Source organism: Clostridium sp. AM49-4BH (genome assembly GCF_003478335.1).
Taxonomy (GTDB): Bacteria; Bacillota; Clostridia; order Lachnospirales; family Lachnospiraceae; genus Butyribacter.
Genome location: NZ_QUFB01000023.1, coordinates 25,614 through 46,902, shown reverse-complemented (window position 1 = coordinate 46,902; position 21,289 = coordinate 25,614). Strand labels below are relative to the sequence as shown.

At 39.5% G+C, this 21,289-nt stretch carries 17 protein-coding genes and 1 pseudogene; 4 read left to right on the top strand and 14 right to left on the bottom strand.

From position 1 onward, the window contains the following. The first annotated feature begins 209 nt into the window (after positions 1-209). Entirely contained in the window at positions 210-1,511 is a 1,302-nt protein-coding gene (locus tag DW981_RS08060) for a thymidine phosphorylase (protein ID WP_118507358.1), read from the top strand. 123 nt (positions 1,512-1,634) lie between these two features. Here the strand turns inward: DW981_RS08060 and DW981_RS08055 are convergent, their stop codons facing one another. From DW981_RS08055 to DW981_RS08040, 4 genes are all read right to left on the bottom strand, one after another. Next, positions 1,635-3,965 carry a carboxypeptidase regulatory-like domain-containing protein gene (locus DW981_RS08055; RefSeq protein WP_118507357.1) on the bottom strand — a complete coding sequence of 777 codons (2,331 nt, stop codon included), beginning with the start codon at positions 3,963-3,965 and terminating at the stop codon, positions 1,635-1,637. A gap of 195 nt (positions 3,966-4,160) precedes the next feature. After that, positions 4,161-5,759, bottom strand: a complete 1,599-nt coding sequence (locus DW981_RS08050; RefSeq protein WP_118507356.1) for a protein kinase — start codon at positions 5,757-5,759, stop codon at positions 4,161-4,163. 120 nt (positions 5,760-5,879) lie between these two features. Continuing rightward, complete coding sequence (locus DW981_RS14900; RefSeq protein ID WP_182434193.1) at positions 5,880-6,866, bottom strand: hypothetical protein; 987 nt, start codon at positions 6,864-6,866, stop codon at positions 5,880-5,882. 401 nt (positions 6,867-7,267) lie between these two features. Continuing rightward, entirely contained in the window at positions 7,268-9,784 is a 2,517-nt protein-coding gene (locus DW981_RS08040) for a hypothetical protein (protein ID WP_118507354.1), read from the bottom strand. 273 nt (positions 9,785-10,057) lie between these two features. Here DW981_RS08040 and DW981_RS08035 point away from each other — a divergent pair, with 273 nt between their 5' ends. Further along, a complete protein-coding gene (locus DW981_RS08035) occupies positions 10,058-10,399 on the top strand; it encodes a hypothetical protein (RefSeq protein WP_022024729.1) in 342 nt (113 codons plus the stop codon). A 2-nt stretch (positions 10,400-10,401) separates the two neighbouring features. Here the strand turns inward: DW981_RS08035 and DW981_RS08030 are convergent, their stop codons facing one another. The 7 genes and pseudogenes from DW981_RS08030 to tmk all read right to left on the bottom strand — a co-directional run bounded on the left by DW981_RS08030 (position 10,402) and on the right by tmk (position 15,990). Then, complete coding sequence (locus DW981_RS08030) at positions 10,402-10,899, bottom strand: hypothetical protein (protein WP_118507353.1); 498 nt, start codon at positions 10,897-10,899, stop codon at positions 10,402-10,404. A 69-nt stretch (positions 10,900-10,968) separates the two neighbouring features. Next, the gene (gene rsmI, locus DW981_RS08025) at positions 10,969-11,817 is read right to left on the bottom strand and encodes a 16S rRNA (cytidine(1402)-2'-O)-methyltransferase (protein ID WP_118507352.1); all 849 of its coding nucleotides are present in this window, start codon (positions 11,815-11,817) and stop codon (positions 10,969-10,971) included. A gap of 24 nt (positions 11,818-11,841) precedes the next feature. Continuing rightward, positions 11,842-12,597: a tRNA1(Val) (adenine(37)-N6)-methyltransferase gene (locus tag DW981_RS08020; protein ID WP_118507351.1), complete on the bottom strand. Its 756-nt coding sequence runs from the start codon at positions 12,595-12,597 to the stop codon at positions 11,842-11,844. A gap of 328 nt (positions 12,598-12,925) precedes the next feature. After that, positions 12,926-13,837: pseudogene (locus tag DW981_RS08015) on the bottom strand (stage 0 sporulation family protein); the annotation flags it as partial. Between the two features lie 34 nt (positions 13,838-13,871). Next, entirely contained in the window at positions 13,872-14,867 is a 996-nt protein-coding gene (holB, locus tag DW981_RS08010; RefSeq protein ID WP_022024733.1) for a DNA polymerase III subunit delta', read from the bottom strand. 31 nt (positions 14,868-14,898) lie between these two features. Then, positions 14,899-15,339, bottom strand: a complete 441-nt coding sequence (locus tag DW981_RS08005) for a YaaR family protein (RefSeq protein ID WP_022024734.1) — start codon at positions 15,337-15,339, stop codon at positions 14,899-14,901. Positions 15,340-15,363: 24 nt separating this feature from the next. After that, complete coding sequence (gene tmk / locus DW981_RS08000) at positions 15,364-15,990, bottom strand: dTMP kinase (RefSeq protein WP_022024735.1); 627 nt, start codon at positions 15,988-15,990, stop codon at positions 15,364-15,366. A 228-nt stretch (positions 15,991-16,218) separates the two neighbouring features. On the opposite strand from tmk, the gene DW981_RS07995 reads away from it, so the two are divergent. Together DW981_RS07995 and DW981_RS07990 are read left to right on the top strand one after the other, a co-directional pair. Beyond that, positions 16,219-16,851 carry an HD domain-containing phosphohydrolase gene (locus DW981_RS07995; RefSeq protein ID WP_182434192.1) on the top strand — a complete coding sequence of 211 codons (633 nt, stop codon included), beginning with the start codon at positions 16,219-16,221 and terminating at the stop codon, positions 16,849-16,851. A 50-nt stretch (positions 16,852-16,901) separates the two neighbouring features. Beyond that, entirely contained in the window at positions 16,902-17,132 is a 231-nt protein-coding gene (locus tag DW981_RS07990) for a hypothetical protein (protein WP_118507348.1), read from the top strand. A 143-nt stretch (positions 17,133-17,275) separates the two neighbouring features. Here DW981_RS07990 and DW981_RS07985 read toward each other — a convergent pair whose 3' ends face one another. From DW981_RS07985 to DW981_RS07975, 3 genes are all read right to left on the bottom strand, one after another. Next, on the bottom strand, positions 17,276-18,580 hold the full coding sequence (locus tag DW981_RS07985; protein ID WP_022024737.1) for a UDP-N-acetylglucosamine 1-carboxyvinyltransferase: 1,305 nt from the start codon (positions 18,578-18,580) through the stop codon (positions 17,276-17,278). A 134-nt stretch (positions 18,581-18,714) separates the two neighbouring features. Continuing rightward, positions 18,715-20,574, bottom strand: a complete 1,860-nt coding sequence (locus tag DW981_RS07980) for an AAA family ATPase (protein WP_022024738.1) — start codon at positions 20,572-20,574, stop codon at positions 18,715-18,717. Positions 20,575-20,679: 105 nt separating this feature from the next. Continuing rightward, positions 20,680-21,273 carry a flavin reductase family protein gene (locus DW981_RS07975; RefSeq protein ID WP_022024739.1) on the bottom strand — a complete coding sequence of 198 codons (594 nt, stop codon included), beginning with the start codon at positions 21,271-21,273 and terminating at the stop codon, positions 20,680-20,682. Positions 21,274-21,289: the final 16 nt, after the last annotated feature.

Sequence of the window (21,289 nt, the reverse complement as noted above, 5' to 3'; positions counted from 1 at the left end):
CGTTGGTAATTGATGTAATTTAATAAATAAAGTATAATGTCCATGAGCAATAACCTCGTTTCTTGTTTTGTTGGTTTGGCGATTGACATTATACCAGAAAATAGGGGGGGATTGCTCTTTTTTGTTTGCAAACTCCCTAAAATAAAGGTTTTAGAACAAAAAAGAGGTAGTCTTTTGACACTACCTGATGAAAAGAGAGGAGAAGAAATATGAATGTGTATGAAATTATTGATCAGAAAAAAAGGGGTTTGGAGCTTAACCAAACAGAAATTGAGTATTTGATCAATGGATATGTAAATAATGAAATTCCTGATTATCAAATATCGGCTTGGTTGATGGCAGTTTACTTTCGGGGGATGACAGATCGTGAACTTTTGGCGTTGACAAATTGTATGACAAAATCCGGTGAAATTGTGGATTTATCAAGTATTATGGGAGTAAAAGTGGACAAGCATAGTACTGGTGGAGTTGGTGATAAAGTTACTTTAGTTGTTGCTCCAATTGTTGCAGCGTGTGGTGGAAAAGTTGCTAAAATGAGTGGTCGGGGGTTAGGATTTACGGGAGGAACGATTGATAAGTTAGAAGCAATTCCCGGCTTGAAAACTGCTTTGGCGGAAGAAGATTTTTTTAATATGGTGAATGAAATAGGATTGGCTGTTATGGGGCAATCTGCAGATATTGCACCAGCGGACAAAAAGCTATATGCGTTGAGGGATGTGACGGCTACAGTGGACAGCATTCCGCTGATAGCATCTTCTATCATGAGTAAGAAGCTGGCTGCCGGAAGCGATAAGATTGTTTTAGATGTTACTGTAGGTAGTGGTGCTTTTATGAAGGATAAAGAAAATGCAGTGCAATTGGCTGAAAAAATGGTTGCGATTGGAAATGGGGCCGGGAAGAAGACGGTTGCAATTTTGACAAATATGGATGTACCGTTAGGAAAAATGGTTGGAAATAACTTAGAAGTAGTTGAAGCAATCGAAACTCTTAAGGGAAGAGGTCCGGAGGATTTGATAGCGGTAGTTGTTGAAATAGCATCGACGATGCTTTATTTGGCACAGATAGGTACAAAAGAAGAATGTATGAAGAAAGTAAAACGAGTTATTGCAGATGGATCTGCACTTGAAAAATTAAAACTTATGGTAGAAAGACAGGGAGGAGACGGCAGTTATATTGAAAATCCGGATCAATTTGAAAAAGCAATATATCAGCATGAGATAATAGCAAATAATAGCGGATATATTGGAAAAATGAATACGGAAGAATGCGGAAAAGCTGCAGTTTTGCTTGGAGCAGGAAGAGAGGTTAAGGATGATCCAATTGATATGACGGCTGGCATTCAATTCAATAAAAAAACAGGAGATGCTGTGAAACAAGGAGATATAGTTGCAATAGCATATAGTTCCTCGAAAGAAAAACTGCAGCAGGGGGTGCAAAAAATTAGTGATATTTATGATATTGTGGACAAGAGACCGCAAGTAGTACCTGAAATTATTGGTTATATTGAGTAACATAAGCATATAAGAGGTAAAAGGCTGATCCGCACGAGATTGGGACGTTAGATGATGGTTATATTGAGTAACACTAGTATATAAGAGGTAAAAGCCCTCTGCTAGTGAGAAGTAAGAACCAAATTAATAAAACTTAGTATTTTTATAAGAGGCCTGAGTGGTTTTTATGGATTTGCCGGTTTCCATTTTATCAAAGAAAAAGATATTATGTGGACTTGTATAAAAAGAATGTCCTTCATTGGAATTGACATAACAGGCGGATATAATAGTTCCATTCTTATCGTAATCAACAAACACACAATCTTTCTTGTTCTGCGCATTTAGCAATACATTTTCTGCAATAATAATTTGTTTTATATTGTGGTGGTGTAGTGTTGCAGTATGGGAGGATGCTAATACTTCTTGGCACTTAAATTGCAGATTGGAAGTAGTATTATTGAAATTCCATGTTGTATTAATCTCGGCAGAATCAACAAAATCGATGTAGGGATTTCTAGAGCACAATTTGTATTGCTGTCCGATTTCTAGGACAGGAAGTGAGATGGAGGAACGATAAGTTTGATCGGAAATATGTTCAAATGAAGAACTTTGGAGCGAGGTAAGTGCAAACCATTTATTGTCCTGTTTTTGGTACAGTGTATAAGGAAGAGAGGAATAGACTTTGTTCGTAAAATTACCATACAATATTGCTGTTTTCGAAACACCCTTTTGAAAAAAGGCAGAGATAGGACAAATAGTATTATTGGTAATAGAGATCTTTGATAGAAATGCTGTCGCTATGGGAGAATGATCCTTATTAAGCGGCTGAATGGAAATATAGTATTTTCCATCCGGCAGACAGATATTATGGGTAGTAAAAAAGAAATTTAGTGCATTGGTCAATTGTACTTGATGAGAGGAAAATGATAGATTGACGAAGGGGATAGTTGTTGATGTGATCTGACAGCCATCCTCTTGATATAAACAGGTTCGAAAGCTTCCCTGTGAGTTATTTATTGTAGAATCAGTGTTTATATAAGAAGATATTGTGTCCGTATTTGCATACAACGATTTAATCTTTGTGGTGGGGATCTTTGATAAATTGCAGTCTATAAATAATTGTTCAGATGTACTATTATTAGGACAGAAAGAAATGGAAATTGTTTGGTAATTACTATATGACAATCGATCATCAGAGAGAGGAGAAGCAGGTGAAACTTCCAAATAATATAATTCATTAGGGGTGTAAGAAGAAAGTTTTATCTGCGATGATGTGTAGGCATCCGGCAAAGTATTATTGCAATAAATACCTTCTTTAATAGTATTTTTATACGTGATTTTGGTATAGTTTTTACGAGAAATATTCGTGTTATAAGAGAAAGTGATCATACCGTTACTGTCTGTCAGACCAGAGGTCAAGACAGTGTTAGATTCATCTTTCAGAGAAACAGAAACACCTTTCATATTTTGTTTAGCATTAGCTATTTTGCAGGAAAGACGAAGTTGCTTCTTTTTTAGAGTAATGTTTTGACATAAAACAGTTTGTGAAAGATTAAATTTTTGAGAATAGGAAGTAATATATTCGTCCTTTTGAAAAACGATGATGTATTGTCCGGAGTGAATGTCGGAAATACAGTAATGACCATTTTTATCAGTTTTTGCAGAGAATATATTTTTCATGATTTTATTTTGATCGTTGATTGAGCAAAGAGATACTGTTGTACCAAAAATAGGACGTTGCTCACTATCAAAAACAAATCCCTGTACTTTGTTTGGAGTTAGACGTTCTTTATAGTTTATGGAAAGAGGCTTAGAAAGAAAAGGTGCGGTAATTTTATAAACACCGTTTGCTGAACCATTTCCGGGACATAATTTTTCTTCACTATATTTGTCAAGCTGATATGTAATTTTTTTGCCATCAGAAGATAATGAATCGAAGTGTGCCTGTAGTTTAGGTGTGGTGGAATTTGATTTTCCGGTTAAAGTGATTTTGGAACTGCTTACTTCTTTTTGCAACAATATACGACTGCTGTATAACACAATAGAGTGATTCCATGGGTTGATTGCTGTACGAGTTTTAATAGTGGCGTTTGGCAAGAATTTGCCAGAAATTTTTGATGTTTTAGTCTGTTCGTAAATTTGGACAGATTTATGGAGTGATTTGTATTTCCTGTTTTTACTTTTAATGCGTACACGTATGGTGATTTTGCCAGATTTACGAGTGGTTAATTGCCCTGTTTTTTTGTTGATCTTGGCACGAGATGTTTTACTTAACGAATAAGATAATGTCGATTTTTTGGGACGATTTTTGACTTTTACATAATAAGATTTTCCAACAAATAATTTTTTAGAAAATGACTTGATCTGCGGTTTTTTTTGCTTTGCCTGTGCAGAAGCATTATTATGAAATGCAATAGAAAATAGCAGCAATGATAATAGAAAAAGTCGTCCTGTTTTTTTGAATAGTGTGTTCATAAAATCCTCCAATTCTGCACACTATATACAGAAAAATCTGTTTCAGTGTGCGCAGTGTTAATAATAACGGTAAATAGCAGCTTGCGTATGAAATGCAAAGTGCTAATGATGATAATGGCAGCTTGCGTATGAAGTGCAAAGTGCTAATAATGACAATAGCAGCTTGCGTATGCACAATGCTTGGTATTGATATTGTCAGTAAATAATGTTACACGTGGGGAGAGAAACTTGTAACTTTTTGATACTTGCGGGATCGACAGATGTATCCGAAAGGATAAGTGTTTGAAGTTTTGTCAGAGAGGCAAGGCAATCAATGGATGCTAATTGTTGGTTGCCTGACAAATCTAAAACTTTCAGTTGCTTTAAGTTACTGATCGGAAGAAGATCGGTGCAACTATTATCGGATATAATTAAAGTTTCCAGGGTGGTGAGGTTTTCTAATGGTTCTAAGGATGAAATTTTATTTCCACTAAGAAATAATTGTTTTGTATTAGAAAAGTCACTGAGTTCATCAACTGAAGAAAACCTGTTATTTTCACCGTAGAGGATGGACCAGTTTTGCTCTAACATCTTTTCATTACATAATTCAGCAATAGTAGATGCTTGCTTATTACTAATGTCTAAAATTTCGATGGAAGGGCCGGATGCTGTTTTTGCCGAAAAGTTATGTTCGGTTTCGGATTCCGGATATGTATTTTGTGAGGTTTGATTTCGAAAAGGATATAATAATCTGCTTCCGACAAAAAATAATAGGACAATAGCACAACAGATCGATATTCCTAGAATCTTGTGAATACAAGAAAATTTGAAAAATTGAGATTTAGGTGATCGAACCGGTCTTTGCCTTCGATGAAAGTCGAATCTTATCGGGAGAGTTATGTGTGGCTTCGCAAAATGAAATGGCGAATTAGCTGTGTTTTTGGGACAATTGGTATCCTTTAAGGACGATTTGGCTAGAGATGTGGTGCGAATATTGAAGAATGGTTCCGTAACTTTAATTAATTGGAGATGATAGGAGGAAAGTGCCAATAGAGGATGCAATAATTGTTCTAAATTATCTACAAAACTAGTAACATCGTGATAGCGTTGATGAACATCGGTGTGAAGTGCCTTTTGAAAACAAGAATATAATTCCATTGGATACGAAATTCCATGAGTTTCCATCTTTTTCTGATAATCAGCGTAATCGGAGAGAGATAAAGAGGCAATATTATCCGGAATCATTCCATTGTGAAGCAAACCAAATAGGAGAACGGCAAAGCTGTACAAATCCGATTGAATGGATGGCTTGAAAAGCTGATATTCAGGAGGTGCAAAATGTGGCGTGAAATAATTATCCCAATTGTTTTGAAAAACATATCTGGACGAGGAATAATCACCTAATACAAAAGAACCATCATAATCCACAAAGATATTATCCGGAGACACATCCAAGTGTAATATATTATGCTGGTGGAGAATTTCCAATGCAGAGCATAGTTGGTGAGCTAATGATAGGATATCCGACAAGGAAAGTGCATTTGAATGGATATAGTCTTTAAGAGGCGTGAGCATTGGAAAATAGACAAGACGCCATCCATGCTTTAACTGTATTTGTGATATTGGCAATAGATGTCTGTGCTTAATGTGGGATATGTCAAAATAAAGTTTGTGTTGAAAGTGTTCTTTGGCATATATGGATAAAACTTTAATTTCTCCAGAGTAAATATGCTGCACGGACAGCGTTGCATGACTATTAGAACAACGTATTACAGATAATATTTTCCAGTTGGAATCGAGTTTGAAGTGTATCATATCAAGTGCTCCTTTTTGAGATATTATTTGATCACATAGTTATCATATGATGGAAAAGCGTATTCCCATCTATGATTACTTCTTAGAAAGAGGAATACATAACTTTATGCTAATAACAGTTTAAGGATCAACCTTTACCGTACATGAAGAAGAATAAGATCCATCTTGAATAATAATATAAAACAATCCGGCAGAGGTTGCATACACGATACCGTCGGTGATATGAAGAGACGAGGAAGAGGGTGTAAACGAAATGGGATGATTTGGGACGGTTGTGTATATTCTTTCTGCTAATGCGATAGAAGTTCCTTTCTTGAGCCGAATATAGTGTATGGCTGGAGTAACAGGGGAAAGAGTGGTGCCGGAAGATACATATTTTTTGGAAGAGGTGGACGCATTATTCGTAGCAACCGTTTTTCCTTTTCGGGAAGAAGAGCTCTTAGTGTTTTTTTGTCGGCTGGCATTCCGGGAAGAAGAGTTATTAGCGGTTTTCTGTCGGCTGGCATTCCGGGAAGAAGAGCTCTTAGTGGTTTTCTGTCGGCTGGCATTTCGGGAAGAAGAGCTCTTAGTGCTTTTTTGCTGATGTCGCTTGTGAGAGGACGCAATATTGGTGGCGTCTTTGTGGCTTGTTTTGGGAGAAGCAGTTGTATCGGTGGTGTATCGAATATTAATAGAGCCGGAAGAACGTATATTACGCTGATTATGAATTTTTATAAAATAGCGGTTTTCTGCAATAAAAGCATTGTTCTTGAAATATAAGATATTTTTCTTTCTTGTGGTGGATATAGAGGATCCGTCGCTATTCATGACGGAGACGGAAAAATTAGAGAGATTACTAACTGTAACAGAAAGCGTATTTTTGGTGCGGGAGTAAGAGGACGGCACGGTGTAATAGGCATAAAAATGTTCATAGGCTTCTAACTGAAACTTCTTTGTGCTATTGAATGAAAGAGAAATAGAAGAAGTGAGAGAGTCACCGGCTGCATAGGCAGACATCGGAGTAAGTGCCACAAGGCAGAGTATGAGCGAGAGGTGCAATATCTTTTGAACAAAGGGACAAAGATCTAGAAGGTTGATTCGAGACAATAGTTGTTGTATATACTGCATAGAGACTCCTTTCTTGTAATGCAAGTTAATATAAATCTGTGAGTAATGAGTATTGTAATAAAATAATACGAAGTTGTCTATTGACAAACATTACAAAAAATACAACATATGTTTGTTTAAATACACAAAAAATATTAGATTAAATTTTTTCCGCATTAGCGTAGTAATCACTATGCTGTGGCTGCAAACAGCACCGCTCGAGCGCGAAAGAGTCGCAAGCGACTTTTGTTCTTGACCGAATACACAATATGTGGCTAGAACAGTAACTTTAGGTATGGGGAGCATTAGTAAGTAATATGTGACCCGATAGCAGTTTTTAATGAGTAAGATTTGAGTTAAAAAGCTCTACGCAAAATCTGCGTAGAGCTTTTGGAAATTATAGATCAATTTAGATTTCGATATCAATCGACATAGCTGACAAATACATATCCTGCCTGCTTAAACATGTGCTCTGCATGATTTAATGATACTTTGCGTTTACTATGTGTAGCAGGATCCATCCAAGTAACGGAGGAAGAATCATAGCCGATGATAAGGACGGCGTGTCCGCTGCTTTCCATCGCAATGACAGGTTTTTCACTGCTGACAAAATAGAGTATTTCATCGACAGTACATCCGGTGAGATTTACCGGAGTGTCGAGATGGGATCGCAGCATTTTCATAATGGTTGATCCTTTTAACTCGGAGACTGTTGTAGTTACTTGAGCGGCTTGCAATAACATTTGCGTGCTTGCTTTTATTGTAGAAATATTACCGGATGGATATGTGATTCCGGCAATTTCTTTGCTTAAAAATTTACCGCCACGTTCCCAGATGATATGAGAATCACTATCCATAACAACGCCCATCTGTTCATCAGCGAGAGTGATCGCTTTAGAAGCATCGGCATAGGATCCGGTAATTCCGCCATATGCGTAAATATAGTATTTCTTAGTGGCGTTTGTATCTTCTTCTTTAAGATGAAAAGTAGTATCTTCCGTGATCATTACACTCTTTGTTGCGTGAGTTTTTGGAAGAGACTGCATCACATAACCGGCTGGCAGGGAAATATATTTTTCGGTCAATGCTTTATCGGTAATACGCGTAGTTAGCTTGATCGCCTGCGCAGCTGTATTTTTCTGGTTCATGATACTATCATCAGATGCCTTTTTCCAGGCACCGGAAACACGTTTCAGTCGTTTTAGTCGGATGACATTTCCATCGACTACGGCATTTGTTACATAGGTATTTCGGGTATTATATTCGCGCAAAATGTTTCCTGTACAGTCGGAAATAACAAGCTTGTAAGCGGGACGAATAATGTCACCGGTCGTTGATTCGTGAATATCTTTGTTGCGTACAAATCCATATACGACGTTAGAGTCTATAGTTCCAAGGGCAACCAGACTTTGGCCGGAAGGAGCCTTTAACGTTAATTCTTTGGAGGAATTAAGGTCAAGAATAGTCAGCTTGCTTGCGTTACCGTTTGCCGATGCATTGGACCAGATAAAGCAGTGAGCCTGTTCCAACATTAAGAAATTATCAGCTGAGGCATTTTGTGTAAGGATATCATATCGCTTGGATGATATGTTATACGCATATACCGTGTCCTGTAACGAGAAGTAAAAGATGTTTTTGTTGTTAATATAACAAAAATCACCAAAGTCTTCTTTAAGCTGCTCGTAAGTCGTGGTGAGGGGCAGATATACACGCTCGGTAATTTGGTTATCAGCAACGCTGTAATCATAGAGGAGGATACCAACTCGGCCTTCATAATCACCACAGTTCATATAGCCATAAACGACAAAGCTGATATTTCCATCATCGTCTAAGTTTAGTATGCGAATATTATGCTGGTCGTAGTATTCGCGGATATAATCATTGTTGCCGGTTTCAAAACTAAATACATTATTCAGCTCATTTTTTTTGAGATCGTAATACCACAAAGAGCCATTGCGAACAAAAGCGAATTTTTTATTGGAGTCGCTGGAAGTAATATCCAGGTCTTCAGCAGAAGAAATACCAATTTTGACCTCACTTTTGTTGATTGAAATCAGGGAAGGATCAAAAATTGCTTCCATAGTTCGCTTGAAATATAACAAATAAATGCGTCCACCGGAATAGCGCACACGATAAAATTCCTTCACCTGATACGTCTCAGAACCGGATGCTGTTGTGGCAGACACAAAGTATGTCTGAGAGATGGCAGCAGTTTCAATGTTGAGCTCTTTGACAGTAGGCACGACATCCGTTAATTTTTTAGGTTTTAATTTTCCCCAAGTGATAAGCTTGCGGCTGGAATGAATATCAACGGATTCATAAGAAGAATCATCGTTTGTGCCACTTTCTAAATACTGCGAAAGATCCAGAGACTTACCCTGGTCAAAAGTTGCTGCATGAAATTTTGCTACAAAGTCCAATTTTTTGGACAGGAAAAAGTCATTGTCATAATATTTTATACGAGTATAAAAATGAATCTTTTTGCTATAATTGGTTATAAGTGTCATGCAGAATCCATACTCAGTACTCGTGTCCATTGCCTCTTTTAAGTGGACGGTAGCAACTTTATATTTTTTGTTTTTGTCAAAGGCAGTAATATCTCCGGTTTCAATGGATTTATTATTGGCAATATCGCGCAATTCATAAGAAAGTTTCTTGATCTTAGAATCGTTTTCGGCGATATTCACGGCAAAAGTTTTGCCGGTGTCCAGTGGTGTGATGGATTCTCGAACTGTGCTGCTGTTAAGCTCGCTGCTGTATCCGTGCAGTGGATTGATAAACGATTCTCCTACCTGCAGATAAACCATAGGAAATGTAGAATCCTGAATGCTGCTTGCAGTCGTTGTACTTACGGAAATCGATGGAATACTTTTGCTGAAAAAAGCAATCCCTATCATAAAAATAAATACTAAAGCAATAAATTTATATAAATGTTTCAATGGTATCCTCCTCAAGATTGAATGTCATAAGGAAAAGTTCCTATCACACTCAATTTTCTTAACTGAAATTCATTTTCAAAAAATATTCACTACAATAGTATAAGATGTTTGTCCATAAAAGGCAATGAACATATTCTTAAATTTTGGGGATCATAAACAAGTAAATATTGTGAAAATGTGTGTAGATCACTCAAAAAATGTGCATAACTTATCACGATTTACGAAAAATGTGCATAGGATAACTAGCAAAGAATGATTTTGGAGAATCGATCTATGCTGCATAAATATGGAAAAGGAACGATGATGACATTTCCACTGGAATTTACGGAGGTAACAGAAGAGCAAAAAGAATGGGATGATCAGTACTTAATGCCGATGGAAGCCAAAAAGATACAATTAGAAGTAATGGAGATGTGTGATCAGATGGAATATGATGGAAGTCCAATGTTTGACTGCTATCCTGATCGCATAATAATAGGGCGAATGGTGCAAAAAATCTGTGGAGAACGGTGTAATGATCCATATTACAATGCATTGGTACAGGTCATGTTGTGTAAGGAGATGAGATGCAGAAGAAATCGTCGTGATTGCCATAAAAAACGTATTCTGCACTAAGATTAAAAGTCATAATCGATCTGTGGTGATGCAAGGTATATGTGTCCGTTTTTTGTGACAGCAATATGCAGATTCTGACCAAAAGAAGACGCAGGGAAGCCAAGTTTATTTAGCTTTGTGCTATACAGATAATAGTCTGCATAATTGGTTTCTATGTGGGAGGAAAGTAATTGAAGTGAGGGATCATGAAGCAGAGTAGCAAAATAGGATCTAACCTGGGAACCTTCTGGGAATGCGTCAGAATTATTGAGTTTATTATTTGTTTTGACAGAGTCTTTCGGTGTTAGTTCATAGGTGTGTTCTGAAACAGCGTTTAAGCGGAAATTGGTATTAGAGTATACAGGGGAGTGGGATGAATAGGCGGGGACCGCAGATCCTGCGTTTGCAGAAGTATCAGATAACTGAAACAAGATGGCAGTTAAAGCGAGTATCCAACAGACACCTGCAAGCAAGCTGATCAATATATATGAATTTCGTATTCGATGTTTTTTGTCATACATGATAAAGTAACCTCCTTTAAAATAACATTTGTTACTTTATCATGTTTCCCGTTTTTACAGAATATATACTTAAGTGTCTTTATTTAATAATTGTTGATAAATTTCCCTTTTTGGGACACCGCGGTCTTTGGCTACTTGTTTCATGGCATCTTTGCGATCCATTCCTTCGGATAAATAGTGCTGCATATGTTCGTTAACGGAAAGTTGTGCCCAGGCATCACGTGATTCCTGTTCGAGATCTGCCATATTGCGTCCTTCGATGACGAGAACATATTCACCTTTTGGTGCGTTTTGCTCATAATAATAAATCGCTTCTGACAGTGTAAATTGCATTGCACTTTCGTGAATTTTTGTCAATTCACGACAGATAGTCAGTCTGCGGTCTCCGAGAGCGGCAAATAATTCCTGAAGAGTTGCACGTAAGTGATGTGGTGCTTCATAAATTATTACTGTCCGTGTTTCGGTACACAAAGAATCCAAAATTTTACGGCGTAATTTTTTGTCAGATGGCAGAAAGGCTTCAAATGCAAAACGTCTGGTCGATAAACCGGACAGAGTGAGTGCAGTAACACACGCACAGGCTCCGGGGAGAGAGGTGACGGGAATTCCCGCAGCATAAGCCTGTTTGACCAGTTCTTCTCCGGGATCCGAAATGGCAGGAGTACCCGCATCGGTAACTAAGGCAATATTTTTGCCGTTAGCAAGCTGTTCAACAAGATAGGCGGCTTTGTCCACTTTGTTGTACTCATGATAGCTTGTCATTGGAGTTTTTATTTCAAAATGATTTAATAATTTGATCGTATTGCGTGTATCTTCTGCCGCAATAACATCTACTTCCTGCAGGGTGCGAAGAACACGTAAGGTGATGTCTTCTAAATTGCCGATTGGAGTAGCACATAAATATAAAGTACCTGACATAATGAACCTCTTTTATTCTTGTAATTATTTTCTTGTCATGCCATATAATGCAAGCAGCTCGTCGGTATATGTTCCATCAGGGCGGTATACGATCAAAGGCGGCGTGATCTTTAACATCGGATTTCCATCTTTCACGCCTTCGATAAGCACCATGTTTGGTTCCTTGTCCGCAAAAGGGTACACCAGCTGCATTCGTTTTGGTTCTAATCGATAGCTATTCATGATAGCAAAGATTTCTGCAAGCCGAAATGGGCGGTGAACCATGTAAAAACGCCCTTTTGGTTTAAGAAGATTTGCGCTTTCGCGTATGACATCCTCTAAGGTGCATAGTATCTCATGTCTGGCAATCGCCATTGGCATATTGGGATTTTTGAGACCATGTCCCTGATTCATATACGGCGGATTGACGGTGACAGCATCGTAGCAATTTTTGCCAAATTGATCGGAAGCGGTTTTGACATCACCTTCGTAAATGGTAATCCTATTCGATAATTCGTTCAAAATAATGCTTCTGCGCGCCATTTCAGCACTTTCTTTTTGAACTTCTAAAGCATCAATGTGGTCAGCTTTTGTTTTGGCTGACAGCAAAATAGGCAAGATTCCGGTACCGGTACATAAATCCATAACGGTATCTTTGTTTCGCAGTGCAGCAAAAGAACTTAATAATACAGCATCCATACCAAAACAGAATTTACCGGGATGCTGTATTATTTGTAATCCTTGACACTGCAGATCATCCAGTCGTTCGCCCTCTCGTAGGAGACAATCTTTATTCTGCATCTTTGTGTTCTCTTGATTCTCTGCGTGGTTTGCGGTTGTGATATTTGCGTGTACGATCATTGCCACCATGCTCGTCACGGCGATGATCGTTATTATTTTTGTCACCACGGTTATTGTTACGATTGCCGCGGCCGCCGTTATTATTGTGGTCACGATTATTAGATTCGCGGTTATTGCTGCCGCCGTGATCGCGATTGCTATTGCCGTTACGTTCGCGATTATTTGGATATTCGTTACGGCGGTTACCGGAACTACGTCGACGGTTGTTTGATCGATTATTACGATTGCGTTTCGCCTGCTCCGGTTTATCTTCCTCATCGATCAATTCTTCTTCCTGAGAAAGTTCTTCCAGAGCGATCAGCTCCTCTTCATCCAACTTTTCATCCGGAAGAATCTGTTGCGGAATGTTTTTGCCAAAGTTTTTCTTTTGGTCAAACTGTAATTCGGCAACCGGATATTCGCGAACCTCTTTTTCACCATTGTCATTCGTAAAGACAACTTTTACGAGCTGGCGCAGTACACTGACACTCTGAACTTCTCCGGGATAGCCTTCCGGAGTTGTAGTTTTTGTTCCGATATGTGGCAGGGAACGATTGAGATATTCATAAGCTTCCTGCTCATTTTTCAGACAGCACATCAAACGTCCGCATACGCCGGAAATCTTAGCCGGGTTGAGGGATAAGTTTTGCTCTTTTGCCATTTTGATAGAAACCGGCACAAAGTCGGACAGATAAGAGTGACAGCAAAGCGGTCGACCACATATGGCAATACCGCCAAGCATTTTTGTTTCGTCACGAACGCCGATCTGTCGAAGCTCGATTCTTGTGTGGAAAACGGATGCAAGATCCTTTACCAATTCGCGAAAATCAATACGACCATCCGCTGTAAAATAAAACAATAATTTATTGCGATCAAAGGTATATTCCGAATCGATCAGTTTCATTTCCAAACCATGTTTTTTGATCTTTTCCAGACAGATTTGAAATGCCTCTTTTTCTTTCTCTTCGTTGGAAGCACATACGGCAGCATCTTCCTCGGTTGCCACGCGCATTAATGGCTTGAGTGGCTGCACGACCTGATCATCGGTTACTTCCTTGGGACCAAGAACAACAGTACCGTATTCAACACCGCGTGCTGTTTCCACAATGACGTGATCCCCTTTTTGTACCGTAAAGCCGGTTGGATCAAAGTAGTATACCTTGCCGGGCTTACGGAATTTAACGCCAATAATTTTTATCATAGAATTGTCTTGCCTTTCTTTTAGTCTATTATATTTAACACGTTTCCTTGATCACAAGCAGCATCAATTCGACGGCTAATTCAAAATTAACATTTGCGTCAAGACGAAGCTTTACTTTATTGATCGCTTCGATAATACGCTCTAATTCTTCATAGCTGCGTTTGCTTGCCTGCTTCGTGATCGTGCTGTATTCATCACGATATAAGAGCAGATTTGTGTCTTTCGTCGCCTTATACATTAAAATATCACGGTACCACAGAAGCATCAGATCTAAGTAATCGTAAAAATTACCCTTTTCTTTGGAAAAACCGTGTACAATCTCCATAATAGAAGATAATGGAAGATCATCGATCTGTTTTAATAATTGCATCACTTGATTTTTCATGATCTGAAAATCTTCCGACTGCGCAAAACGGATCGCCTGACCGATATTGCCCTGGCAAAATCCTGCAGCGATTTCGGCGACATCTTGTTCCATCTGCAATTTCTGTACCAGATAGTCAGCAATATCCTTTTCTGAAACAGGCTTCATCTGCAGTGTGATGCAACGGGATACGATCGTAGGTAGTAATGCAGATTCATTATCTGACAAAAGAATGATCACTGCGTAAGCAGGAGGTTCTTCCAACGTTTTAAGCAGTGCATTTTGAGCCTGTTCATTCATGCGGTGTGCGTCCGGGATAATATATACTTTATATTTGCTGCTATACGGTTTGATCTGAATGTCGTTATTGAGCTGTTCGCGGATCTCATCAACACGGATGTTGAACTTTTCGTGTGTAATGACACGGATATCCGGGTGGTTAGCAGAAGCAGCCTGTAGACATGATTTGCAGTGCCCGCAGGCATCGTGATCCGGAGTTGGCTGTTCACACAACAATGCTCTGGCAAAGGCTTTTGCCAGGGTATGCCGTCCGGAACCGGAATCACCGCAAAACAGGTATGCATGAGAAACATTATTTTGCGCCAATGCGGTCTGTAAATGTTTTTTAATTGGCTCCTGTCCTATAATATCATTAAAACGAATCATATCTGTCATCCTTTCTGTTGTGGTTGAAATATCAAGTGAAAATGTCCAGCAGTAATCCGCGTATCTCGTCTATTTTGCTAAGAATGGCGAGGTGATCCTGCTCTTCATTCATCAGTTCTTCGGCGAGCTCATCCAGTGCCTGATTGACCTGCTTTACAATGCCATATACGCGGTGTCTTCCGTGTTTATCCAAAAAGTTTTCACGGCTGAACTTGTGTGAATGGCTGACGATCTCGTTCATAAATTCCTGGATCAATTTGCGGTATTGTTTCATATCACGGATGTCTCTGCGTTTGCCAAGACGGTAACCCTGCTGCGTGATCTCTTCCATCATGCCGGAGAGGGCTGCCTGCAATTCGCTTTCCTCGATGTTGCTTAGCAGGGTAAAGCGAAAGCTGCCGTCTGCTTCCGGAGTCTGCGTAATGCGTTCCGGCTGACTGATCTGCTGCAGATTATGTATTTTTAAATCCATATGAATCCTCCAAGCCTTAGATCACTACGAGTACAAAGCTGATACTTGTGTCCAGATGTCATTGGCAATAGTATCTACCGGACGATTGCCGTCAACGATAAGAATACGCTCGGTGTCTTGAAATTGCTCAAACAACGATAAATACCTATCGCGTACTTTTGTAAGGCGATCTGATGTTTCGTAGCGTTCTGTGTGAAAACGACCTGCGGCCATGCGCTCCATAGCAGTGGTTGGATCTACATCAATGAATATATGACAGTCCGGGCGCAGAAGCTTAGCTGCCTGTGCATTTAATTGGACAAGCCATTCTAAAGGTACGGAGACACTTTGGTAAGCGTAGTTGGAGAAAACATAGCGGTCAGAGATGACGGATATGCCTTCTTCGATCTTGTGACATAAGCCATCTGTTTCATTCTGCAGATGATCAAGACGATCAGCTGCAAACATCGCGGAGATCGAGTATTCATCGATATTCATGCGGCCTGTCAAACATTGGCGCAGGAGAGATCCAATGGGACCATCAGTCGGCTCCTTGGTTTCCATACAGCGAACGCCCTGTTGCTCAATGCGCTTCTGTAATAGATGAATCTGCGTTGTTTTGCCACTTCCGTCGATACCCTCAAATACAAAAAAGTGTCCTCGCTTATTCATGATAATCCTCGTTTCTACTCATGCAAGAAAGCATGGCTTTTGTTGTGATCATGGAGTTCTGATATAAGAACCCAATATCCATATTATTTTACTCTTTTTTACGCTTCATTGCAAGCTGAGGGGCGTTGACTTTATAATATAATATAGATTATAATGAAAATCACAAATAGTAGAAGATAGATGGGAGCCACGAGTGTTCACAGGGTGGCATCGTGGAATGGAGTGAAAATGAAAAGATCTACCAATTTACCGGATGATATGCAGGTTATTGCTGATCTGCTTAGAAAATCCATAAGTTATAATAAATTTAATGAAAATGTGATCCAGTCAGCAAAGACGCTGGAAGATTCGCTTTCTATGTTTATCACGAATGCAGATGGGGATCTGAGTAGTAATGAATTGCTGAATCAGACGAAAGAGATCATAGTTATGAGCGAAAATCCGATTCGGACATTTCATATGATGCATAAGATCCGCAAATATGATGATGCAACTTTTATTCATAGTCTGAATGTGGCAATATTATGCAACATGTTTGGGCATTGGATCAATATGCCACAGGATGATCTGGATGTGTTGACGTTAGCGGGATTACTGCATGACGTTGGCAAGATGAAAATACCGGAAGAGATCATCAAAAAGCCCGGCATTTTGACGGAAGAGGAATATACAGAAATTAAGAATCATCCGAGACGCGGCTATAATCTATTGAAACCAATGAAGTTGGATGAGAGGATTAAAAAAGTTGCGTTGATGCATCATGAGCGTTGTGATGGAAGTGGTTATCCGGATGGCTTGCGGGGAGATCAGATTGATGAGTTTGCGAAGATCGTGCAATTGCCGATGTATATGATGCACTGACTTCTGCGAGGGTTTATCGTGGGGCATTGTGTCCGTTTGAGGTGATCAATATGGTTGTAGAACAGGATGGGGACAAGCGTTTTGATCCAAAGTATCTGCATCCGTTTTTAGAGGGTGTTGTAAAGTCCTTTATTGGATGCGAGGTAGTGCTTTCTGATGGGGAAAAGGGCACGATTGTTGCAATGCATGCGGATGAACTGGCGCGACCTTCCGTATGTGTCAGTGGGAAAGTGTTGGATCTACGCGAAATGTCCGACGTGACGATACAAATGATGTTATAATTTTATATTAAGATATTTTCAGATAGCAGTCACAGCTCGACTGCTAAAGCAAGGAATGTAAATTAGAACGAAATACAAAATAAAAAAGGATGTCGTCTTTTATTATCAGACGACATCCTTTTTATAGAGAAAATGAAATTCAATCAACCTACTTTGAGCTTAAACTTCTGAACTGCACGTTCATCGTCAACAGGAATTTTTTCAATATATCCACCTAAAGCGGCCAATTTATCTTCAAAGCATTCATAACCACGTTCAATGTAATGGATACAGTCTACGGTAGAGTAGCCTTCTGCTACTAACGCTGCAACGACCAGTGCAGCACCGGCACGAAGATCCGGTGCGCTAATAGCAGCGCCGGTAAAGCCTTCCACACCTTCTATGATTGCAACATTGCCACCCTCAACCTTGATGGAAGCACCCATACGCGATAATTCATCCACATATTTGAAACGATTCTCAAAAATGCTTTCTGTTACAATGCTTGTTCCATCGGACAAAGCCAATAATGTTGCGATCTGTGGCTGCATATCGGTAGGAAATCCCGGATAAGGTAGTGTCTTTATCTGGGTGTGTCCTAAACGATGATCACTTGTAACACGGATAGCGTCATCAAATTCCTCAACAGTAGCACCAATTTCCATCAGTTTTACAGAAATTGCCTCTAAATGCTTAGGAATTACATTTTTAATTAAAACATCACCGCGTGTTGCGGCAGCGGCAACCATAAATGTACCTGCCTCGATCTGATCCGGAATAATGGAATATTCGCTCGCATGCAGCGATGTTACACCAGTCATACGAATCTTGTCAGTACCAGCACCTTTGATATTGGCACCCATACTGTTTAAGAAGTTGGCTACGTCAACGATATGTGGTTCTTTGGCAGCATTTTCAATAACTGTTTTGCCCTCTGCCATACAGGCAGCCAGCATAATGTTGATCGTGGCACCAACAGAAACAGTATCCAAAAAGATATGGTTTCCTACTAATTCGTCAGCCGAGGTATTGATCATACCGTGTTCAATACTAACGGTAGCACCCAGTGCGCGAAATCCCTTCAAATGAAGGTCGATCGGACGACTTCCGATCTCACAGCCACCCGGCAAAGCAACCTGTGCCTTCTTGTATTTGCCAAGCAGTGCGCCAAGCAGATAATAAGATGCACGAATCTTGCGGATGGAGTCATAATCAATGGTCATATCATTGATCGTGCTGCCATTAATAGATACTACATGAGGACCGATACGCTTTACAGTAGCGCCGATGCTCTCAATTGCTGTTAACAAAACATTAATATCTCTAACATTCGGAAGATTATCGATGACAACGGTTTCATCTGCCATAATAGCAGCAGCTAAGATGCCTAACGCAGCATTTTTGGCACCGCCGATCGTCACCTCACCATTTAATGGTGTTCCTCCTTTGATTATATACTGATTTTCCATATTACACCTCACACAGTTTGTTAGGCTATTTCCAAATAAACAGAAGTCAACACATCACTATATTATAATTAAAAACGCTAACATGTCAACCAAAAAAAACGTTTATTACGAAAATTTACGAAAATTTACGAAAGTTACTTTCGGCGATTTTCGAAATACACGAAAGAGTCAATTGCATCAAAGATATCCTGAAAGGTTTCACGAGGAGCAGCATCAATGTACTTTTTGAGGATCGCCTGCTCATCACTACCATGATATCTGCCATAAAAAATGTCGAACAGATTGTGACCTCTCACATAAATTTTGATCGACTCAATATTGTCTTTGATGTCCTGCTTGCTGCGAATGCGGATGTTGAGAGTACGCTGCATTCGCTTTACGCTGTTAAGCTTAAACAGATAGTCCTTAAATTTCTTATACAATATATTGTAAAACTCTTCTTCATTTTTAATCACGCCAATCTTTGCCATAACCTTTGGATCCAAAAAATAGTTTTCAAATGAATAATATTTAAGGATCAGTACGTTTTTGGGTTCGACGCGCGGAAGATTACCAACATCTTCCGAAGAGCGTTTGCTATAATAGCTGCACAACTGCTTCTTGAGATATTTTGGATTTTTGCCATCGCTGTCACGTATCATCAAAAATTGGTCTTTTAAATACAATTTGTTGATATATTTCAAATTTGCATAAGTTTTGATGTTGGTGCAGCTATTGACGGGAACAATGGAAATACGCTGTAAATTGCCGTTTTCATCGTAAATTTCGGAGTAATATTTTTCTAAAAGAAGCGGCAGACGGTTGCTGTCCTGCTTGCCCTCCACGATAAAAACAAAGCTGACATTCATCAGATCATTCGCGGTATAGCCGAGATCGTCCAAAATCTCATCTACATCTGTTTCAGTATGAATCGTTGTGAAGTAACGCTCGTTCAAAACGACTTCCCGTATCTGCCGGGATGAAAAATTAAAAATGAGATTTGGTGAGTGTGTCGAAAAAATAACCTGATTTTTCTTGGAAAGGCGGTATAAAATTTCGCTGGCACTCTTTTGAAGCTGTGGATGGAGATAGATTTCCGGATCTTCCATCATAATAATGCTTGGAAGCGTATTTTCTTCATCAATATAGGCTTCAAGGAGGGAAAGTGCGTAAATACTGCGCAACCCTTCGCTCAGCATATTGAGTGGTCCGACGAGATTATGCCGATCCTTGTTATAAATTTGTGTGGAAACATGCAGAAGGTTGTCGGTGTCGTAATCGAGTACGTAGCGGACTTCCTGTGAAGGACTTCCGTTCGCATGGAAATAACGGTTGACTTTTTCTGCAAATTGCGTAAGGTTGGTGTGAAACAATTTGTATTGTAAGAGGCGCACAGTTTCGAAAACGGTCAGTTCCTCCGGTGTTTTTTTATTGATCAGCCCAATACACTGAAAACAGCGGTTGCAGGTACGGGCAGGGTCAAACGTACATTGATTATCTTTTAATTTCTGAAAAGATTCTTTGTCATAGAAACTGAATACATCATTCTGCAGCGCCTCGAGATTTCGGTTTTGGTCAATATGATAAATTTTGGGCAGTACTTCCGGGATATATTCGTTATGCTTTGAAAATCCATCGGAATATCGTGTTGCCATATTTGGTGTGACGATAAAAGTAAATGACAAAATACCATCCTGATAGGACGGGATCTTGCTCTGAAAATCTGCAAGCCATCGTTCATAATCTTTCACTTTGCACAATACACTCCGTGAGTGCAGCAGCATAATATCGCTTTCGGAATACTCGATATGAACCGAGATGGAGATGGGTTTGCCGGCATCTAAAAATTCATGTTCTGCACAGTTACGCATCCCCATTGCCAGTAAAATGGCATCGATTACTGCTGTTTTTCCGGTGTTATTCTTGCCGACTAAGATCAAAGCATTTTCAATATCAGTGATCTCAAGTTGTTCGATCGATTTGTAATTGCAAATCTTCAGATATGTTATTTTCATATTGCACTCCATTCTATCGCTATTTGCGATAAAGATAGGAATAAACGCTGCCTAAGCGCGACCTCCTAATACATTATATGTTCCCCAAAAAATTATGTTAATTATTTACCGTTTCTTTCGCTTTTGCTTTTTTCCGTGTGTCTTACGTACAGAATAACCAAAGTTCCCCATGGCTTTGGCTAATTCGTGGTAAGTGCCATGTGAATAGGCAAGCAGACCGGTATCATTCAAATGAAAGGTCCCTTTCTCATCAATGTAGGCATCGTCCACGTGTACGGCGGTGACTTTGGCCAAAAACATATGATGAGAACCAAGTTCGTTTATTTCTGTTACCTGACATTCAATGTTAACGGGCGATTCGGCGATCATCGGGCAGCGCACGGTATCTGCCGGGATCTTAGTTAGATGACATTCGTTCCATTTGTCAAGATCACGACCGGAACGTACCCCGCAAAAATCCGTTGCACGTGCAAGTTTTTTGGTAGTGAGATTGATCACAAATTCGCCTGTTTCGCGGATCATGGCATAGGAATATCGTTCGGGCCGCACGGAAATATAGACCATCGGTGGGTTGGTACAGATGGTACCGGTCCACGCAACGGTAAGGATATTAGACTCTTGTGCGATATCGCCGCAGCTTACCATAACCGCAGGAAGTGGGTAAAGCATATTACCCGGCTTAAAATTTATTTTGCTCAAAAAAATGCCTCCTGTA

Bases quoted from the DNA above. Each gene is read 5' to 3' on its own strand.
- DW981_RS08060 (WP_118507358.1), top strand. From the start codon at position 210: ATGAATGTGTATGAAATTATTGATCAGAAAAAAAGGGGTTTGGAGCTT.
- DW981_RS08055 (WP_118507357.1), bottom strand. From the start codon at position 3,965: ATGAACACACTATTCAAAAAAACAGGACGACTTTTTCTATTATCATTG.
- DW981_RS08050 (WP_118507356.1), bottom strand. From the start codon at position 5,759: ATGATACACTTCAAACTCGATTCCAACTGGAAAATATTATCTGTAATA.
- DW981_RS14900 (WP_182434193.1), bottom strand. From the start codon at position 6,866: ATGCAGTATATACAACAACTATTGTCTCGAATCAACCTTCTAGATCTT.
- DW981_RS08035 (WP_022024729.1), top strand. From the start codon at position 10,058: ATGCTGCATAAATATGGAAAAGGAACGATGATGACATTTCCACTGGAA.
- DW981_RS08030 (WP_118507353.1), bottom strand. From the start codon at position 10,899: ATGTATGACAAAAAACATCGAATACGAAATTCATATATATTGATCAGC.
- rsmI (WP_118507352.1), bottom strand. From the start codon at position 11,817: ATGTCAGGTACTTTATATTTATGTGCTACTCCAATCGGCAATTTAGAA.
- DW981_RS08020 (WP_118507351.1), bottom strand. From the start codon at position 12,597: ATGCAGAATAAAGATTGTCTCCTACGAGAGGGCGAACGACTGGATGAT.
- holB (WP_022024733.1), bottom strand. From the start codon at position 14,867: ATGATTCGTTTTAATGATATTATAGGACAGGAGCCAATTAAAAAACAT.
- DW981_RS08005 (WP_022024734.1), bottom strand. From the start codon at position 15,339: ATGGATTTAAAAATACATAATCTGCAGCAGATCAGTCAGCCGGAACGC.
- tmk (WP_022024735.1), bottom strand. From the start codon at position 15,990: ATGAATAAGCGAGGACACTTTTTTGTATTTGAGGGTATCGACGGAAGT.
- DW981_RS07995 (WP_182434192.1), top strand. From the start codon at position 16,219: ATGAAAAGATCTACCAATTTACCGGATGATATGCAGGTTATTGCTGAT.
- DW981_RS07990 (WP_118507348.1), top strand. From the start codon at position 16,902: ATGGTTGTAGAACAGGATGGGGACAAGCGTTTTGATCCAAAGTATCTG.
- DW981_RS07985 (WP_022024737.1), bottom strand. From the start codon at position 18,580: ATGGAAAATCAGTATATAATCAAAGGAGGAACACCATTAAATGGTGAG.
- DW981_RS07980 (WP_022024738.1), bottom strand. From the start codon at position 20,574: ATGAAAATAACATATCTGAAGATTTGCAATTACAAATCGATCGAACAA.